Genomic DNA, 15,325 nt, shown 5'->3' on the forward strand with positions numbered 1-15,325 from the left:
TGGCCTACGGCACCACGACGATCTTCCGTCCCACCCCCGCCGCGAACTGCTCCAGCGCCTCGGGGTACCGCTCCAGCGGGACGCGGTCGCTGATGAAGACGCCCGGGTCCAGCACCCCGTTCGCGAACAGCTCCGCCGCCCGCTCGAAGCTGTGCAGCACCGCCATGGAGCCGGTGATGGTGATCTCCCGGTTGTAGATCCGGTACGGGTCGATCGTCACCCGGGTCGCGTAGTCGGCCACCCCGAACTGCAGGAAGGTGCCCGCCTTGGCGACCCGGTCCAGACCGTCCTGGATCGCCGCCGCGTTGCCGGTCGCGTCCACCACCACGTCCCAGCCCTGCGGCCGGTCCAGTTCGTCCGCGCTGCCCGCCGCGCCCGACACCCCGAGCAGCCGGGCCGTCTCCAGGCGCGCCGGGTTCACGTCGACCACGTCCACGCTCGCCGCGCCGGTCCGCTTGGCCAGTTCCAGCATCATCAGACCCATGGTCCCGGAGCCGTAGACCAGCACGTGGGCGCCGAGGCGGGAGCGCAGCACGTCGTAGCCGCGCACCGCGCAGGACAGGGGTTCCACCAGCGCCGCGTCCCCGGTGCGCACGTGCTCGGGGAGCTTCACGCAGTTGGCGACCGGGGCGAGCGCGTAACGTGCCGCGCCCCCGGCCGTCGTCACGCCGATCGCGGCCCAGCGCTCGCACAGGTTGTTGTGCCCGCTGCGGCAGTACCGGCACTCGAAGCAGTACAGCGAGGGGTCGACCGCCACCCGGTCGCCGACGGCCACCTCGGTGACCCGGGTGCCGACCCCGACGACCTCGCCCGCGAACTCGTGTCCGGGGACGATCGGCAGCTTCGGCGCGAACTCGCCCTGGAGGATGTGCAGGTCGGTGCCGCACAGGCCGCAGGCCGCCACCTCGACGACGACCTCGCGCGGGCCCGGCGTCGGGTCCGGGACCTCGGTGACGACGGCGCGGCCCACGGACTCGATGACGGCGGCCTTCATTTCACGGCTCCCAACGAAAGGCCCTGGACCAGCTTGTCCTGGGCGGCGAACCCCGCGGCGAGCACCGGCAGGGAGATGACGAGCGACGCGGCGCTCACCTTGGCCAGGAACAGGCCCTGGCTGGTGATGAAGCCGGTCAGGAAGACGGGGGCGGTCTCGGCGACCACGCCGGTCAGGACCCGGGCGAAGAGCAGTTCGTTCCAGCTGAAGATGAAGCAGATCAGGGCGGTGGCGGCGATGCCGGGCAGGGCGATCGGGGCCACCACGCGCGCGAGGATGACCCGCAGGGGGGCGCCGTCCACGCGGGCCGCCTCGATGACGGCGACCGGCACCTCGGCGAGGAAGGACTGCATCATCCACACCGCGATCGGCAGGTTCATGGAGGTGTGGAGGACGACCAGCAGCCATATGTCGTCGAGCATCCCGGCGTTCCTGGCGAACAGGTAGACCGGCAGCAGGCCCGCCACCGCCGGCAGCATCTTCGTGGACAGGAAGAAGAACAGGACGTCCGTCCACTTCCGCACCGGCCGGATCGACAGCGCATAGGCCGCCGGGAGGGCCAGCAGGAGGACGAGGAGCGTCGAGGCCACCGACGCCACCGTGGAGTTGACCAGCGCGGGCCAGGGGCTCGCCCCGCCGTCGCTGCCGAAGAACTCGCGGTAGCCGTCGAGGGTCGGGGCGGCGGTGAACGACGGCGGGTTGGTCGCCGCGTCCGCCTCGGAGTGGAACGACGTCAGTGCCATCCAGGCGACGGGCAGGAAGAACACGCTCCCGGCCAGCCACGCCAGCAGGCCCAGACCGTTACGGCGTACGGCGCTCATGCGCGGGACACCTCCTCGCGGAACAGGGACGACACCACGCGCAGCGCGAAGGTCGCGATGACGAGCGAGCCGATGACCACCAGGACGCCGGCGGCCGAGGCGAGGCCGTTCTCGTGCGCCTGGTAGAAGCTCTGGTAGACGGTGTACGGCAGGTTGGCGGTGCCCAGGCCGCCGGAGGTGATCGTGAAGACCGCGTCGAAGTTCTGCACGATGTGGATCGAGCCCAGCAGCGCGCCCAGCTCCAGGTAGCGGCGCAGGTGGGGCAGGGTGAGGTGGCGGAAGATCTGCCAGCCGCCCGCGCCGTCGACCCGCGCGGCCTCGATCTGCTGCTGATCCCGGCTCTGCAGCCCGGCCAGCAGGATCAGCATCATGAACGGCGTCCACTGCCACACCAGGGAGGCCTCGACCGCGAGCAGCGGGGTGCGGGAGACCCAGTCCGGCTGTGGGCCGCCCACATAGTGCAACAGCCCATTCAGGAGGCCGTATTCGGGGTTGTAGAGCACATGCTTCCAGAGCAGGGCCGCGGCCACCGGCACCACCAGGAAGGGCGCGATGAGCAGGGTGCGGACGACGCCCCGGCCGCGGAACCGCCGGTCCAGCAGCAGCGCCAGCGCCAGCCCGAGGACCAGGCTTGCCAGCACCACCGCCGCCGTGAGCAGCACGGTCGTCCACACCGAGTGGCGCAGGTCCGTGTCCGTCAGCACCTGGCGGTAGTTGTCGAGGCCGGCGAAGCGGCGGGCTTTCGGGTAGAGGGCGTTCCAGTCGAAGAAGGAGATCACCAGCGTGGCCACGAACGGCAGCTGGGTCACCACGATCATGAAGACGAGGGCGGGCAGCAGCGGGGCCCGGGTGGCCCAGGCGCGCAGCCGGGCCGGGGGCTGTCCGGCCGTCCGTACGGGGGCGGCCGCGGGAGGGGCCGTGGTGGTCGCTGTCATCGTCCCTCGTACTCCTCGGAGATCTCCTCGGCGAGCGCCTGCGACCTCGTCAGGGCCGCGTCCACGGACTGGCGGCCGGCGATGGCCGCGCTGATCTCCTGGGAGACCTTGGTACCGAGGTCGGTGAACTCGGGGATGCCGACGAACTGGATGCCGGGTGCGGGCCGCGGCTGCACACCGGGGTCGTCCGGCCGGGCGCTCTCGATGGCCTCCCGTGTCATCTCCTGGAAGGCGGCGGCCGACGCGCGGTAGTCGGCGTTCGTGTAGGTCGAGGCGCGCTTGCCCGCCGGGACGTTCGACCAGCCGCTGGTCTCGCCGACCAGCCGCTCATAGTCCTTGCCGGACGCCCAGGAGACGAACTTCCAGGCCTTGTCCGGGTTGCGGGAGGCCTGCTGGATGCCCCACGCCCAGGTGTAGAGCCAGCCGGAGGACGTCGTCCTCTCCACGGGAGCGGGTGCGTAGCCGAGCTTGCCCTTGACCGGGGAGTCCCCGGCCTCCAGCAGTCCGGCCGCCGAGGTGGCGTCGTACCACATGGCGACCTTGCCCTGGGTCATGTTGTTGAGGCACTCGGCGAAGCCGGACTGGGCGGCGCCGGACTCGCCGTGCTCGCGGACGAGGTCGACATAGAACTTCGTCGCCTTTTCGAAGGCGGGGGAGTCGAGCCGGGCCTTCCAGTCCTTGTCGAACCAGGTGCCGCCGAAGGTGTTCACGACCGTCGTCAGCGGGGCCGTCAGCTCGCCCCAGCCGGGCAGTCCGCGCAGGCAGATGCCCCGCATGCCGGGCCGGGCGCCGTCCGCCCGCGCGGCCAGCTCCGCGACCTGCCGCCAGGTGGGGTGGGCGGGCATCGTCAGACCCTCGGCCGCGAACACGTCCTTGCGGTACATGAGGAAGGACGACTCGCCGTAGAAGGGCTGCCCGTACAGCTTGCCGTCGTCACCGGTGAGGGACCGGCGCATCGGCTTCAGGACGTCCCGCTCGTCGTAGGACGGGTCCTTCGCGACGTACGTGTCCATCTCGTGCAGCCAGCCGTTGCGGGCGTAGATCGGTATCTCGTAGTTGGACAGGGTGGCCACGTCGTACTGGCCGGCCTGGTTGGCGAAGTCCTGGCTCATCTTGTCGCGGACGTCGTTCTCGGGCAGGACCGTGAAGTTGACCTTGATGCCGGTGTCCTTGGTGAAGTGGGCGGCGGTCAGCTTCCGCAGCTCGGTCATCTGCGGGTTGTTGACCATCAGCACGTTGATGGAGTCGCCGCCGGAACCGGTCCCGCCGGCGCCGGCCCAGCAGCCGGAGAGCAGCGGGGCGAGCAGCGTCCCTGCGGCGGCCAGGGCGAGCGTGGCTCGCGGCCTCCGTCGGCTCGGGGTGCGCATGGATCGCTCCTGGGGTGAGGGAGGGGACAGGAAAGCAGGAAGGTATGGGGATATATGGGGCGACCGGGGGTGTGGGACGCCCCGGGGGGCGGAGGGCGGGGCGGGGCGGAAGGATCAGACCCGGATGACCTGGGGGCCCAGCAGGGAGTAGCGGTGTGCCTCGGCGGCCGGGAGCAGGGTGCTGGTCACGATCGCCTCCAGCGCGCCGATCTCCGCGAACCGGCAGAAGCCGACCGCGCCGAACTTGGTGTGCACGCCCGCGAAGACCGTGCGCCGGGCGGCCCGGACGGCCTGCGCCTTGACCTCGCCGACCGCCGGGTCCGGGGTGGTCAGGCCGTGCTCCCGGGAGACGCCGTTGGCCCCGATGTAGGCGAGGTCGATCACGAAGCCGGCCAGCATCTTCGTGGTCCAGTGGTCGACGGTGGCCAGCGTGCCGGGACGGACCCGGCCGCCGAGCAGCAGCACCGAGACCTGGCCGGCCTCCGCGAGGGCGCCGGCGACCGGGAGGGAGGCGGTGACGACGGTCAGCGGCCGGTCCCTTGGCAGTGCCTCGGCGATGAGCTGCGGGGTGAAGCCCTCGTCGACGAAGACCGTCTCGGCGTCCCCGAGCAGGCCGGCAGCGGCGGCGGCGATCCGGCGCTTCTCGGGCACGTGGCTGGTGGCCCGGAAGGCGAGCGTCGTCTCGAAGCCCGCGCTCTCCACCGGGTAGGCGCCGCCATGGGTGCGGCGGAGCAGGCCGTGGTCCTCCAGCACGCGCAGATCGCGCCGGATGGTCTCCTTGGCCACGCCCAGGCCGGCGGCGAGCGCGGTGACGTCCACCGAGCCGGTGGCGCGCGCGGTCCGCACGATCTCGCGCCGGCGTTCCTCCGTCGTCCGCGTGCTCACGTCGTCACCCACTTCCCCAGGAGTTGCCCGTTCGGGCCCGTGGGGGAAGTTTTACCTGCGGTGCGCGGCGCTGACCAGGTCTGTTCCGGGTCCGCTGGTGCCCGAGTGGGCCCGCTTCGCGCGGCGCGTGCCCGCTGCGGACCTGCGCGGCCGTCCCAAGGGGAGTGGTAACGGGCACGGCGGATGCCCGGACACGGTGGCGGGCGGGCCCGTTCGGTGCCCGCCCGCGCGCGTGGACGATCGTTTCCGGCCGCTCGCGGCCGGAAGGGGGTTCAGTACGGCCAGATCGGCGGATCGTTCACGAAGTGCCCGCCCAGGTGACTGTGGGCCGGGTTCGCCCGGTCCAGTTCGCCCTGCTCGGCGATGAGCTTCTCGGCGTACGGCTCGGAGTCGTCCTGCGGGTCGTAGCCGAGCGCGCGGGCGCTCGTGAGGTCCCACCACAGCCGGGTGTTGGCGGAGGAGCCGTAGACGACCGTGTGGCCGACCTCCTCGGCGGTCAGGGCGGCGTGGAAGAGGCGGGCGCCGTCGGCCGGGCTCATCCACACCGAGAGCATGCGGACGCTGGTCGGCTCCGGGAAGCAGGAGCCGATGCGCACGGAGACGGTCTCCAGTCCGTGCCGGTCCCAGTAGAGCTGGGCCAGGTCCTCCCCGAAGGACTTCGACAGGCCGTAGAAGGTGTCCGGGCGGCGCGGGGTGTCGACGGGGATCAGCGGGTCGCCCTCGCGCGGGGCCGGTGTGAAGCCGACGGCGTGGTTGGAGGAGGCGAAGACGATCCGTGCCACGCCCTCCTGGCGGGCGGCCTCGTACAGGTTGAAGGTGCCCTCGATGTTGGACCTGAGGATCTTCTCGAAGGGTGCTTCCAGGGAGATCCCCGCGAGGTGCAGGACCGCGTCGACACCCCGTACGGCCTCGCGCAGCGCCGCCTTGTCGGTGAGGTCCGCGGTGATCGCGTCCGGCTCGCCCTCGACGGGGCGCACGTCGAACAGGCGCAGGGTGTAGCCGTACTCCGGCAGCAGGGACCGCATCAGGGTGCCGAGCCCGCCGGCGGCGCCGGTGAGCAGGAGGGTGCGGGGAGCGGGCATCCGTCGATCTCCTCGGGGTCCGCGATGACAGGGAGGGGCCGCATGTGTGATCACGATTCACATTCATGGACACGCTAAGGAGCCGTCGTGTGCCCCGTCAAGTGTGCCGTGACGGGCGGGAATCCGCTGCGGTGTTGCGGGTTCACGCGCTTGACCCGCCGCGATCCCGGCCCGTAGCGTGAAGCTGTTCAGAAATATAGACGCCGATCAGAAGCATGCACCGACTGGGAGCGCTTGTGACGCCAGCCCCTCTCGCCGCCCGGCTCCGCGACCCCAGCGGGCCGCTGTTCTTCCCCGTCACCGCCTACGGCCCCGGCGGCTCACTCGACCTGGACGTCTACCGCACCCATGTACGCCGGGGTGTCGCGGCCGGTGCCGCCGCCGTCTTCGCCGCCTGCGGCACCGGGGAGTTCCACGCACTGCTGCCCGAGGAGTTCACGGCCTGCGTCCGGGCGGCCGTCGAGGCGGCCGAGGGGCGCGTCCCCGTGGTCGCGGGGGCCGGTTACGGTACCGCGCTCGCCGTCCGCTACGCGCGTCTGGCCGCGGACGCCGGCGCCGACGGCCTGCTCGCCATGCCGCCGTACCTCGTGCACGCCGGCCAGGAGGGCCTGCTGCGGCACTACCGCGAGGTCGCCGCCGCCACCGACCTGCCGGTCGTCGTCTACCAGCGCGACAACGCCGTGTTCACCCCCCGGACGGTGGTCGAACTCGCCCGCACGGACGGCGTCATCGGCCTCAAGGACGGCCTCGGCGACCTCGACCTGATGCAGCGGACCGTCAGCGCCGTCCGCACCGAGGTCCCCGGCGACTTCCTGTACTTCAACGGCCTGCCCACCGCCGAGCAGACCCAGCTCGCCTACCGCGCGCTCGGCATCACCCTGTACTCCTCGGCCGTCTTCTGCTTCGTGCCGGAGATCGCCCTCGCCTTCCACCGCGCGCTGGAGTCGGCCGACCTGCCCACCGCGCACCGCCTCCTGGACGGCTTCTACCGCCCGTTCGTCGAACTGCGCGCCCAGGGACGGGGGTACGCCGTCTCCCTCGTCAAAGCCGGGGTGCGGCTGCGCGGCCTGGACGTCGGCGAGGTGCGCCCGCCGCTGCACGAGCCGGCCGGAGAGCACCTCAAACAGCTCGCCCAGCTGATCGAACGCGGCTACGCGCTGCTGGAGGAGGACGCGTGAGCGGACACGGCCACGCGACGGACGGGTGGTACGAGGACGAGGAGGACGTGTGAAGGCATCGGCGTTCGTCTACCCCTGGGACGTCGACGGGGACCCGGAGGCCCCCGCACGCATCGCCGGACTCGGCGTCGAGCAGGTCACGCTCGCCGCCGCCTACCACTCCACCCGCGCGCTGACCCCGCGCCACCCCCGCCGGCGCATCGTCACCGCCGAGTACGCGGCCGTCCTCTACCCGCCGGGCGACCGCTGGGCGGGCCGTGCCCTGCGGCCCCACCCCGCCGGCCGCTGGGCCCCCGGCGACGCCTACGGGACGGCCGCCGAAGCCCTCGCCGCGGCCGGCCTGGAGGTGCACACCTGGGTCGTCCTCGCCCACAACTCCCGCCTCGGCGCCGAACACCCCGGCACCTCGGTCGTCAACGCCTACGGCGACCCCTATCCGTGGGCGCCCTGCATCGCCCAGCCCGCCACGCGCGCGTACCTGGTCGACCTGGCCGCCGAGGCCGCCGTACGCCCCGGCGCGCACGGCACCGAACTGGAGTCCCTCGGCTGGTACGGACTGGCGCACCTGCACGCCCACGACAAGACGGCCGGCGTGGGCCTCGGGGACGCCGGGCAGTACCTGATGTCCCTGTGCTTCTGCCCGTCCTGCCGCACCGGCTACGGCGAGCGGGGCCTGGCCGCCGGCCCGCTGGCGGCGGCCGTGCGCGAGGCCCTGGAACCGCTGTGGCGGGGCGCGGCGGACGACGAGGGCTGGCCGACGGTCGAGAAACTCCTCGGGGAGGAGACGGCGGCCGCCACGCGCGCGTGGCGCGACACGACCGCCCGCACCCTCCAGGAGGAGGCCGTCGCCGCCGTACGCGCCGCCGCGCCCGCCGGCTTCCAGGTCCTGCTGCACGCCGACCCGGTCTCCTACCACTGCGGCGCCAACGCCGGCGTCGACCCCGCGCACATCCTGTCCGTGGCCGACGGCGTGGTGGTGCCCTGCACGGGCGGTACGGCCCTGCTGGCGCCCTTCGCCGCCCGGGCCCGGGAGCGGACGGTGCTGGCCGCCAACCTGACCGTCGTCTCCGGGATGGGCGGCAGCCCCGGCACCCTCGCGGCGGACGCGGCACGCGCGCGTGCCGAAGGCGCGACGGAGCTGCGGCTGTACCACGCCGGGCTGGCGTCGGACGGCGACCTGGCGGTGGTCCGGGAGGCGCTCTCGGCGCGCTGAGGCGGGGGCCGGCGGACCGGTCGGACGCCCTGGACGTGTCCGGCCGGTCAGGCCGGATCAGAAGGCGGCGCCGGGGCACCGATGAGTTTCCGGGAGCCGGCCGGTCCCTCCTCCGTACGCGCACGCGACCGTGGAGGAGTGAGCATGAGCAGGGTGGATCTCGGACCGCAGACCAGACTCGTGGCCCGGCTCGCCGGGTCCGTGACCGACGAGCAGCTGACCGCCGTCACACCGTGCCCGGACTACGCGGTGCGCAACCTGCTGGGACATCTGCTGGGGCTGTCCGAGGCCTTCCTGGACGCCGCCCGCAAGGACCTCGGCCCCAGGACCGACACCAGCCCGTCCGCCACCGTCCCGGACATCGGCCCCGGCTGGCGCGAGCGGCTCCCGGAGGCGCTCGAGGAGCTGGCCGGCGCCTGGCGCGACCCGGCCGCCTGGACCGGTGACACCCGCGCCGGCGGGGTGGACCTGCCGGGCGCGGTCGCGGGCGCCGTCGTCGCCGAAGAACTGGTGATCCACGGCTGGGACCTGGCCCGCGCCACCGGCCAGGAGTACGCCCCCGACCCGGCCGCCCTCGACTCGGCCCTCGGCTTCCTGCTGTCCGCGACCGACGACCCGGACGGCGGCACCGGCCTGTTCGGCCCCGTCGTCCCGGTCCCGCGGGACGCGCCGCCGCTGGACCGGGCGGTCGGCCTGAGCGGACGCAACCCCGGGTGGCCCCACTGAGCGGCGGAAGCGGCGCATCGGGCCTACGGTGACGCTGGGAGGGGGGCCAGCCGGACGGGTACGGAGGAAGCCGCCATGCAGGAGCACTACGTGTGGGTGACGACGCGCCGCCTTCAGCCGGGCACGTTGGAGGACTTCGAGCGGGCGTGGCGCCCGGAGCCCGCGCCGCGGGGTCTGCACCGGGCCTACGCGTACTGGTCCCCGGACGGGCAGGAGATCACCGGAGTGTCGTTCTGGGACTCCCAGGAGGACTGCGACGCGTGGCGGACGTCCGAGGCGGAGGCGGAGCGGCGCGCGGCCATGGCCCCGTTCGTCGCCGAGGAACGCGAGGGCTTCTACCGCGGCCGCGAACTCGGCCTGCCCAGCGGCACCCGCGGCTGACGCGCCGCCTGCCCGCGCCGTGCCGCCTGCACGCGCCGTGCCGCCCCCGCAGGACGCGGCGGACGCGCCGCCTGCCCGCGCCGTGCCGCCCCCGCAGGACGCGGCGGACGCGCCGCCCGCGCGCGGCCGCGCCTACGGTGGAGACATGAGCGAGATCGTCGTCGTGTACGAGTTCGACCAGCCGGCGGGCGCACGCGCCCCGGCGGCCGGCCCGCCCGACGCGGAACGGCTTCCCCGCCGGGTGCACGCGGCGCCCGCCGCCCCCGGCAGGCTCGACGCCGCCGGTCCGCGGACCCTGTGCGGCAAGGACACCTTCGCCATGGCGAAAGCCGGCCGGACGCCTTCCGGGGACCCCGGGGAGCCGTGGTACCCCGAGGCGTACGCGTCCGCGGTGTGCCCGGACTGCGACGCGGTCATGGAGATCTGAGCCGTGCCGCGGCCGGCCGGCCCGGGGCGCGCGGGACACCCGAGCCCGGCGGGGAGCGGGAGCATCATGGCGAAGTGAGCCGGAGCGGGGCGCCGGGCGTCGTACGCTCCTGCCTATGCCGCTCACGCTCACCGTCCTCGGTACCGCCTCGCCGCACCCGGGCCCCGACCGGCCCTGCTCCGGGTACCTGCTGTCCGGCTCGGGCGCCGAGGTGTGGGTGGACGCGGGGCCCGGCACGTTCGCCGCGTTGCAGCGGCACACGGACCCCGCGCGGCTCGCGGCGATCTGGATCTCCCATCTGCACGCCGACCACAGCGCCGACCTGCTGGCCGCCGCCTACGCCTTCGCCTTCGGCGGCATGACCCCGCCCGCGCCGATCCCGCTGTACGCCCCGCAGGGCTGCGCCGGCCGGCTGGCCGGTTTCCTCGGGCGGCCGGACGTCGACTTCCTGAAGAGCGTCTTCGACTTCCGCGACCTGTACGACGGCCACGACGTCCGGCACTGGAACCTCCGGCTGACCGCGCGCGCCGTCGCCCACGACACCGAGGCGTACGGGCTGCGCGCCGAATGCCAGGGCAGTGTGTTCGCGTACTCCGGGGACAGCGGGCCCTGCGCCGCGCTCACCGAACTCGCCACCGGCGCCGACGTGTTCCTGTGCGAGGCGGACCTCCACGAACATCGCGACGGCGAACACGTCCGGCAGGTGCACCTGACACCGGAGGACGCCGGCCGTGCGGCCCGTAACGCCCGGGTGCGCGAGCTGCTCGTCACCCATGTCGGACCCGCCCTGACCCGCGAGTCGGCCGCCGCCCGGGCCGCCGCCGTCTCCGGCCGGCCCACCGCACCCGCGCACGAAGGCGACATCCGCACCTTCTGAAACCGGCGCGTCACGCATTTCTTCTGTCAGAACCATTGACGAACCCCTGGCCTCCTCCTACCTTCAACGCGTCGTACTTCGTACGTCATATATGAGACGCGATATGCGAGATCCGAGAGGGCAGCATGACCTCTGTGCCCACCCCGATCCCGTCCCGCACGCAGTACGTGCTGGACGCGATCAAGCACCGCATCCTGACCGGTCGGCTGACGCCCGGCCAGGCGCTGGTCGAGACCGAGCTGGCCGCGCAGTTCGGGGTGTCCAAGACCCCGGTGCGCGAGGCCCTGAAGACCCTCGCCGGCACCGGCCTGGTCGTGATGAGCCAGTACAAGGGCGTCACGGTGCGCATGGTGGACGCGGACATGGCGCGCGAGGTCTACGACGTGCGGCTGCTGCTGGAGCCGGAGGCGCTGCGCCGGGCGGTCGTGCGCGGTGCCTCCCTGGACGCGGCCCGCGACGCGCTGACCCGCGCCGACGACGCCACCGACACCGCCGAACGCTCCCTCGCCAACCGGGAGTTCCACCGCGCCCTCTACCTGCCCTGCGGCAACCCGCTGCTCGGCCGGATGCTGGACGAGGTACGCGACCAGGCCGCCCTCGTCTCCGCCGTCGCCTGGGCCGCCGACCCCTCCTGGGAGCGGGAGGCCGCCGAGCACCGGGAGATCCTGCGGCTCGCGCTGGACGGTGACGCGGACGGCGCCGCGAGCGCCCTGCACGCCCACATCGCGTCCTTCGTGCGCCGTGCGTTCCCCGAGCCCCTCCCCGAGGAAGGTCAGCAATGAGCAGCGTGACGTTCGAGACCCAGCGGGCGGCCCTGGCCGACGTGGTGGCCATTCCGGTGACTCCCTTCGCCGCGGACGGCTCCGTCGACACCGGCACCCACCGGGCCCTGCTGCGTCGCCTGCTCGACGGCGGGATCAGGACCCTCACCCCGAACGGCAACACCGGCGAGTTCTACGCCCTCACCCCCGACGAGCGCCGCCTGGTCACCGAGACGACCGTCGAGGAGGCCGGCGACCGCGCCACCGTCCTGGTCGGGGTCGGGCACGACCTGCCCACCGCGACCGCCTCCGCCCGGCACGCCCGCGACCTCGGCGCCCGGATGGTCATGGTGCACCAGCCGGTGCACCCCTACGTCTCGGCCGCCGGCTGGGTCGACTACCACCGCGCCGTCGCCGAGGCCGTCCCCGAGCTGGGCGTCGTGCCGTACATCCGCAACGACCGGCTGCCCGGCACCCGGCTCGCCGAGCTCGCCGACCACTGCCCGAACGTCATCGGGGTCAAGTACGCGGTGCCGGACGCCGCCCGGTTCGCCGCCTTCGCCCGCGACGCGGGCCTGGACCGCTTCGTGTGGGTGGCGGGGCTCGCCGAACCGTACGCCCCCTCCTACTTCTCCGCGGGAGCCACGGGCTTCACCTCCGGGCTGGTGAACGTCGCGCCGGCCGTCGCGCTGAACATGATCGAGGCGCTGCGGTCCGGTGACTACCCGGCCGCCATGAAGGTCTGGGAGCAGATCCGCCGCTTCGAGGAACTGCGGGCCGCGCACGGCAACGCCAACAACGTCACCGTCGTCAAGGAGGCCCTCGCCGCGCTCGGCCTGTGCCGCCGGGACGTCCGCCCGCCGAGCAGGACGCTGCCCGAGGACGAGCGCGCCGAGGTCGCCGCCATCGCCGCCGGGTGGTCGATATGACCGACAGGAAGCGTCCCGAGGACCTCAGGAGCCACCAGTGGTACGGCACCGACGGGCTGCGCTCCTTCAGCCACCGCGCCCGCACCCGCCAGCTCGGCTACCTGCCCGAGGAGCACCTCGGCAAGCCGGTCGTCGCGATCCTGAACACCTGGTCCGACATCAACCCCTGCCACGTGCATCTGCGGGACCGCGCCCAGGCCGTCAAGCGCGGGGTGTGGCAGGCGGGCGGCTTCCCGCTGGAGTTCCCGGTCTCCACCCTCAGCGAGACCTTCCAGAAGCCGACCCCCATGCTCTACCGCAACCTGCTCGCCATGGAGACCGAGGAGCTGCTGCGCTCCTACCCGGTCGACGGCGCGGTGCTGATGGGCGGCTGCGACAAGTCCACGCCGGCGCTGCTGATGGGCGCCGCCTCCGTGGACCTGCCCGCCGTCTTCGTGCCGGCCGGGCCGATGCTCCCCGGCCACTGGCGCGGCGAGGTCCTCGGCTCGGGCACCGACATGTGGAAGTACTGGGACGACAAGCGGGCCGGCCTCATCGGCGACTGCGAGATGGCCGAGCTGGAGAGCGGTCTGGCCCGCTCGCCCGGCCACTGCATGACGATGGGTACGGCGTCCACGCTCACCGCCGCCGCCGAGGCGCTCGGGGTGACCGTGCCGGGCGCCTCCAGCATCCCGGCGGTGGACTCCGGACATGACCGGATGGCCGCCAGGGCGGGCCGGACCATCGTCGAACTCGTCCACCGGGACCGCAGGCTGAGCCGGATCCTCACCCGGGAGGCCTTCGAGGACGCGGTCACCACCGTGCTCGGCCTCGGCGGTTCCACCAACGCCGTGATCCACCTGATCGCCATGGCGGGCCGGGCCGGGGTGCGGCTCACCCTGGACGACTTCGACCGGATCGCCCGCACGGTCCCGGTGCTCGCCAACGTCCGGCCGGGCGGGCGGACGTACCTGATGGAGGACTTCCACTTCGCCGGAGGTCTGCCCGGGTTCCTCTCCCGGATCCCGGACCTGCTCCACCTCGACCGGCCGACGGTCTCCTGCGACACCCTGCGCGAGCAGATCGCCGGCGCCCAGGTGCACGACGACGACGTCATCCGCCCGCGCGACCGCCCGGTGGCGAGCGAGGGCGGGGTGGCCGTGCTGCGCGGCAACCTCTGCCCGGACGGCGCGGTCATCAAGCACATCGCCGCCGAGCCGCACCTGCTCAAGCACACCGGCCCGGCCGTCGTCTTCGACGACTACCGGACCATGCAGCGCACCATCAACGACCCCTCGCTCGGCATCACCGCCGACAGCGTGCTGGTGCTGCGCAACGCCGGCCCCAAGGGCGGTCCGGGCATGCCCGAGTACGGCATGCTGCCCATTCCCGACCACCTGCTCAAGCAGGGGGTGCGGGACATGGTCCGCATCTCCGACGCCCGGATGAGCGGCACGAGTTACGGCGCGTGCGTGCTGCACGTGGCACCCGAGGCGTACGTCGGCGGCCCGCTGGCCCTGGTGCGCACCGGAGACCCCATCACGCTCGACGTCGAGGCGCGCACGCTCCGGCTCGACGTGGACGACGAGGAGCTGGAGCGCCGCAGGGCGCGGTGGACGCCGCCGCCCGTGCGGTACGAGCGCGGATACGGCGCCCTCTACAGCGAGCAGATCACCCAGGCGGACACCGGCTGCGACTTCGAGTTCCTCGCACGGCCGGGCACGGTGCAGGACCCCTACGCGGGCTGAGCCGCCCTCGATCGCGGTTCCCGTTGGTCGAGATACCGAACACTGATCGGAAAGCGCTTCACCGAGATCGGAGAACAGTCATGGCCCAAGCCGCAGCCGTGGCGAAACCGCCCGTGCCACCCCGGCGGCGCCGTGCCTCCGCGACCCCGCGCAGGCTGCCGTACCTGCTGATCGCCCCGGCGGCCCTGCTGATGCTGGGCTTCATCGCCTACCCGGTGCTCAGCGTCTTCTACTACAGCCTGCGGAACTACAACCCCACCAAGCCCTGGCGGAACGGCTTCGCGGGCCTGGACAACTTCACCCAGGCGTTCGCCCACGACCCGCAGTTCTGGGACACGCTCACCTTCAGCGCCAAGTGGGTCGTGGTCGAGGTCGGCCTCCAGCTGCTCTTCGGGCTGGCGCTGGCCCTCATCGTCAACCAGTCCTTCGTGGGGCGGGCGCTGGGCCGCGCCCTGGTCTTCTCCCCCTGGGCCGTCTCCGGTGTGCTGACCTCCGCGATCTGGGTGCTGCTCTACAACTCCCAGACCGGCATCACCCGTTACCTGGCGGACGCGGGGATCGGCTCCTACGGCACCAGCTGGCTGTCGGACACCTCCACGGTCTTCCCGGCGGCCGTGGTCGCCGACCTCTGGAGGGGCGTGCCCTTCTTCGCGATCCTCATCCTCGCCGACCTCCAGTCCGTCTCCAAGGACCTCTACGAGGCGGCCGAGGTCGACGGGGCGAGCCGGCTCCAGCAGTTCTGGCACATCACCCTGCCCCACCTGAAGGACGCCATCGTCCTGGCCACGCTGCTGCGCGCGGTGTGGGAGTTCAACAACGTCGACCTCCTCTACACCCTGACCGGCGGCGGACCCGCCGGGGAGACCACGACCCTCCCCCTCTACATCGCCAACACCAGCGTCGACGCCCACAACTTCGGCTACGCCTCCGCCCTGACGACGGTGGCGTTCGTGATCCTGCTCTTCTTCTCGATCGTCTACCTGCGGCTGAGCAAGTTCGGAGGAGGTGAGTCCCGGTGATCA

General features: G+C 72.9%; 16 protein-coding genes. 10 read left to right on the forward strand and 6 right to left on the reverse strand.

Annotated elements, in window-relative coordinates:
- Nucleotides 1–4: 4 nt before the first annotated feature.
- The 6 genes from ABZ576_RS29900 to ABZ576_RS29925 all read right to left on the reverse strand — a co-directional run bounded on the left by ABZ576_RS29900 (nucleotide 5) and on the right by ABZ576_RS29925 (nucleotide 6,084).
- Nucleotides 5–994, reverse strand: a complete 990-nt coding sequence (locus tag ABZ576_RS29900) for a zinc-dependent alcohol dehydrogenase family protein (protein WP_360747566.1) — start codon at nucleotides 992–994, stop codon at nucleotides 5–7.
- Nucleotides 991–1,815, reverse strand: a complete 825-nt coding sequence (locus ABZ576_RS29905) for a carbohydrate ABC transporter permease (protein ID WP_360747569.1) — start codon at nucleotides 1,813–1,815, stop codon at nucleotides 991–993. The genes ABZ576_RS29900 and ABZ576_RS29905 overlap by 4 nt, the downstream gene beginning before the upstream one ends.
- Nucleotides 1,812–2,750, reverse strand: a complete 939-nt coding sequence (locus ABZ576_RS29910; RefSeq protein ID WP_360747572.1) for a sugar ABC transporter permease — start codon at nucleotides 2,748–2,750, stop codon at nucleotides 1,812–1,814. The genes ABZ576_RS29905 and ABZ576_RS29910 overlap by 4 nt, the downstream gene beginning before the upstream one ends.
- Nucleotides 2,747–4,117, reverse strand: a complete 1,371-nt coding sequence (locus tag ABZ576_RS29915; RefSeq protein WP_360747575.1) for a sugar ABC transporter substrate-binding protein — start codon at nucleotides 4,115–4,117, stop codon at nucleotides 2,747–2,749. The genes ABZ576_RS29910 and ABZ576_RS29915 overlap by 4 nt, the downstream gene beginning before the upstream one ends.
- Nucleotides 4,118–4,231: 114 nt before the next feature.
- Nucleotides 4,232–5,002, reverse strand: coding sequence for a DeoR/GlpR family DNA-binding transcription regulator (locus ABZ576_RS29920; protein WP_360747578.1), 771 nt, complete (start codon nucleotides 5,000–5,002; stop codon nucleotides 4,232–4,234).
- A gap of 272 nt (nucleotides 5,003–5,274) precedes the next feature.
- A complete protein-coding gene (locus ABZ576_RS29925) occupies nucleotides 5,275–6,084 on the reverse strand; it encodes an NAD(P)-dependent oxidoreductase (RefSeq protein ID WP_360747581.1) in 810 nt (269 codons plus the stop codon).
- 236 nt (nucleotides 6,085–6,320) lie between these two features.
- On the opposite strand from ABZ576_RS29925, the gene ABZ576_RS29930 reads away from it, so the two are divergent.
- The 10 genes from ABZ576_RS29930 to ABZ576_RS29975 all read left to right on the forward strand — a co-directional run bounded on the left by ABZ576_RS29930 (nucleotide 6,321) and on the right by ABZ576_RS29975 (nucleotide 15,322).
- A complete protein-coding gene (locus ABZ576_RS29930; RefSeq protein ID WP_360747584.1) occupies nucleotides 6,321–7,262 on the forward strand; it encodes a 5-dehydro-4-deoxyglucarate dehydratase in 942 nt (313 codons plus the stop codon).
- Between the two features lie 49 nt (nucleotides 7,263–7,311).
- Nucleotides 7,312–8,475, forward strand: coding sequence for a hypothetical protein (locus tag ABZ576_RS29935; protein ID WP_360747587.1), 1,164 nt, complete (start codon nucleotides 7,312–7,314; stop codon nucleotides 8,473–8,475).
- A gap of 144 nt (nucleotides 8,476–8,619) precedes the next feature.
- On the forward strand, nucleotides 8,620–9,201 hold the full coding sequence (locus ABZ576_RS29940) for a TIGR03086 family metal-binding protein (RefSeq protein WP_360747590.1): 582 nt from the start codon (nucleotides 8,620–8,622) through the stop codon (nucleotides 9,199–9,201).
- A 75-nt stretch (nucleotides 9,202–9,276) separates the two neighbouring features.
- Entirely contained in the window at nucleotides 9,277–9,582 is a 306-nt protein-coding gene (locus tag ABZ576_RS29945; RefSeq protein ID WP_360747593.1) for a hypothetical protein, read from the forward strand.
- 145 nt (nucleotides 9,583–9,727) lie between these two features.
- Nucleotides 9,728–10,009 carry a hypothetical protein gene (locus ABZ576_RS29950; protein WP_360747596.1) on the forward strand — a complete coding sequence of 94 codons (282 nt, stop codon included), beginning with the start codon at nucleotides 9,728–9,730 and terminating at the stop codon, nucleotides 10,007–10,009.
- A 115-nt stretch (nucleotides 10,010–10,124) separates the two neighbouring features.
- On the forward strand, nucleotides 10,125–10,886 hold the full coding sequence (locus tag ABZ576_RS29955) for an MBL fold metallo-hydrolase (protein ID WP_360747599.1): 762 nt from the start codon (nucleotides 10,125–10,127) through the stop codon (nucleotides 10,884–10,886).
- Between the two features lie 125 nt (nucleotides 10,887–11,011).
- Entirely contained in the window at nucleotides 11,012–11,668 is a 657-nt protein-coding gene (locus ABZ576_RS29960; RefSeq protein WP_360747602.1) for a GntR family transcriptional regulator, read from the forward strand.
- Entirely contained in the window at nucleotides 11,665–12,576 is a 912-nt protein-coding gene (locus tag ABZ576_RS29965; RefSeq protein ID WP_360747605.1) for a dihydrodipicolinate synthase family protein, read from the forward strand. Before ABZ576_RS29960 ends, ABZ576_RS29965 begins: the two co-directional genes overlap by 4 nt.
- A complete protein-coding gene (gene araD / locus ABZ576_RS29970) occupies nucleotides 12,573–14,303 on the forward strand; it encodes an L-arabinonate dehydratase (RefSeq protein WP_360747608.1) in 1,731 nt (576 codons plus the stop codon). The genes ABZ576_RS29965 and araD overlap by 4 nt, the downstream gene beginning before the upstream one ends.
- Before the next feature lie 80 nt (nucleotides 14,304–14,383).
- Complete coding sequence (locus ABZ576_RS29975; RefSeq protein ID WP_360747611.1) at nucleotides 14,384–15,322, forward strand: sugar ABC transporter permease; 939 nt, start codon at nucleotides 14,384–14,386, stop codon at nucleotides 15,320–15,322.
- The last annotated feature ends 3 nt before the right edge of the window (nucleotides 15,323–15,325 follow it).

Origin of the sequence: Streptomyces sp. NPDC013455, from assembly GCF_040632975.1 — a bacterium.
In the GTDB taxonomy this organism is placed as follows: Bacteria; Actinomycetota; Actinomycetes; order Streptomycetales; family Streptomycetaceae; genus Streptomyces.

Coding starts and splice junctions, on each gene's coding strand:
- ABZ576_RS29900 (WP_360747566.1), bottom strand. CDS start 994: ATGAAGGCCGCCGTCATCGAGTCCGTGGGCCGCGCCGTCGTCACCGAG.
- ABZ576_RS29905 (WP_360747569.1), bottom strand. CDS start 1,815: ATGAGCGCCGTACGCCGTAACGGTCTGGGCCTGCTGGCGTGGCTGGCC.
- ABZ576_RS29910 (WP_360747572.1), bottom strand. CDS start 2,750: ATGACAGCGACCACCACGGCCCCTCCCGCGGCCGCCCCCGTACGGACG.
- ABZ576_RS29915 (WP_360747575.1), bottom strand. CDS start 4,117: ATGCGCACCCCGAGCCGACGGAGGCCGCGAGCCACGCTCGCCCTGGCC.
- ABZ576_RS29925 (WP_360747581.1), bottom strand. CDS start 6,084: ATGCCCGCTCCCCGCACCCTCCTGCTCACCGGCGCCGCCGGCGGGCTC.
- ABZ576_RS29940 (WP_360747590.1), top strand. CDS start 8,620: ATGAGCAGGGTGGATCTCGGACCGCAGACCAGACTCGTGGCCCGGCTC.
- ABZ576_RS29945 (WP_360747593.1), top strand. CDS start 9,277: ATGCAGGAGCACTACGTGTGGGTGACGACGCGCCGCCTTCAGCCGGGC.
- ABZ576_RS29950 (WP_360747596.1), top strand. CDS start 9,728: ATGAGCGAGATCGTCGTCGTGTACGAGTTCGACCAGCCGGCGGGCGCA.
- ABZ576_RS29955 (WP_360747599.1), top strand. CDS start 10,125: ATGCCGCTCACGCTCACCGTCCTCGGTACCGCCTCGCCGCACCCGGGC.
- ABZ576_RS29960 (WP_360747602.1), top strand. CDS start 11,012: ATGACCTCTGTGCCCACCCCGATCCCGTCCCGCACGCAGTACGTGCTG.
- ABZ576_RS29965 (WP_360747605.1), top strand. CDS start 11,665: ATGAGCAGCGTGACGTTCGAGACCCAGCGGGCGGCCCTGGCCGACGTG.
- araD (WP_360747608.1), top strand. CDS start 12,573: ATGACCGACAGGAAGCGTCCCGAGGACCTCAGGAGCCACCAGTGGTAC.
- ABZ576_RS29975 (WP_360747611.1), top strand. CDS start 14,384: ATGGCCCAAGCCGCAGCCGTGGCGAAACCGCCCGTGCCACCCCGGCGG.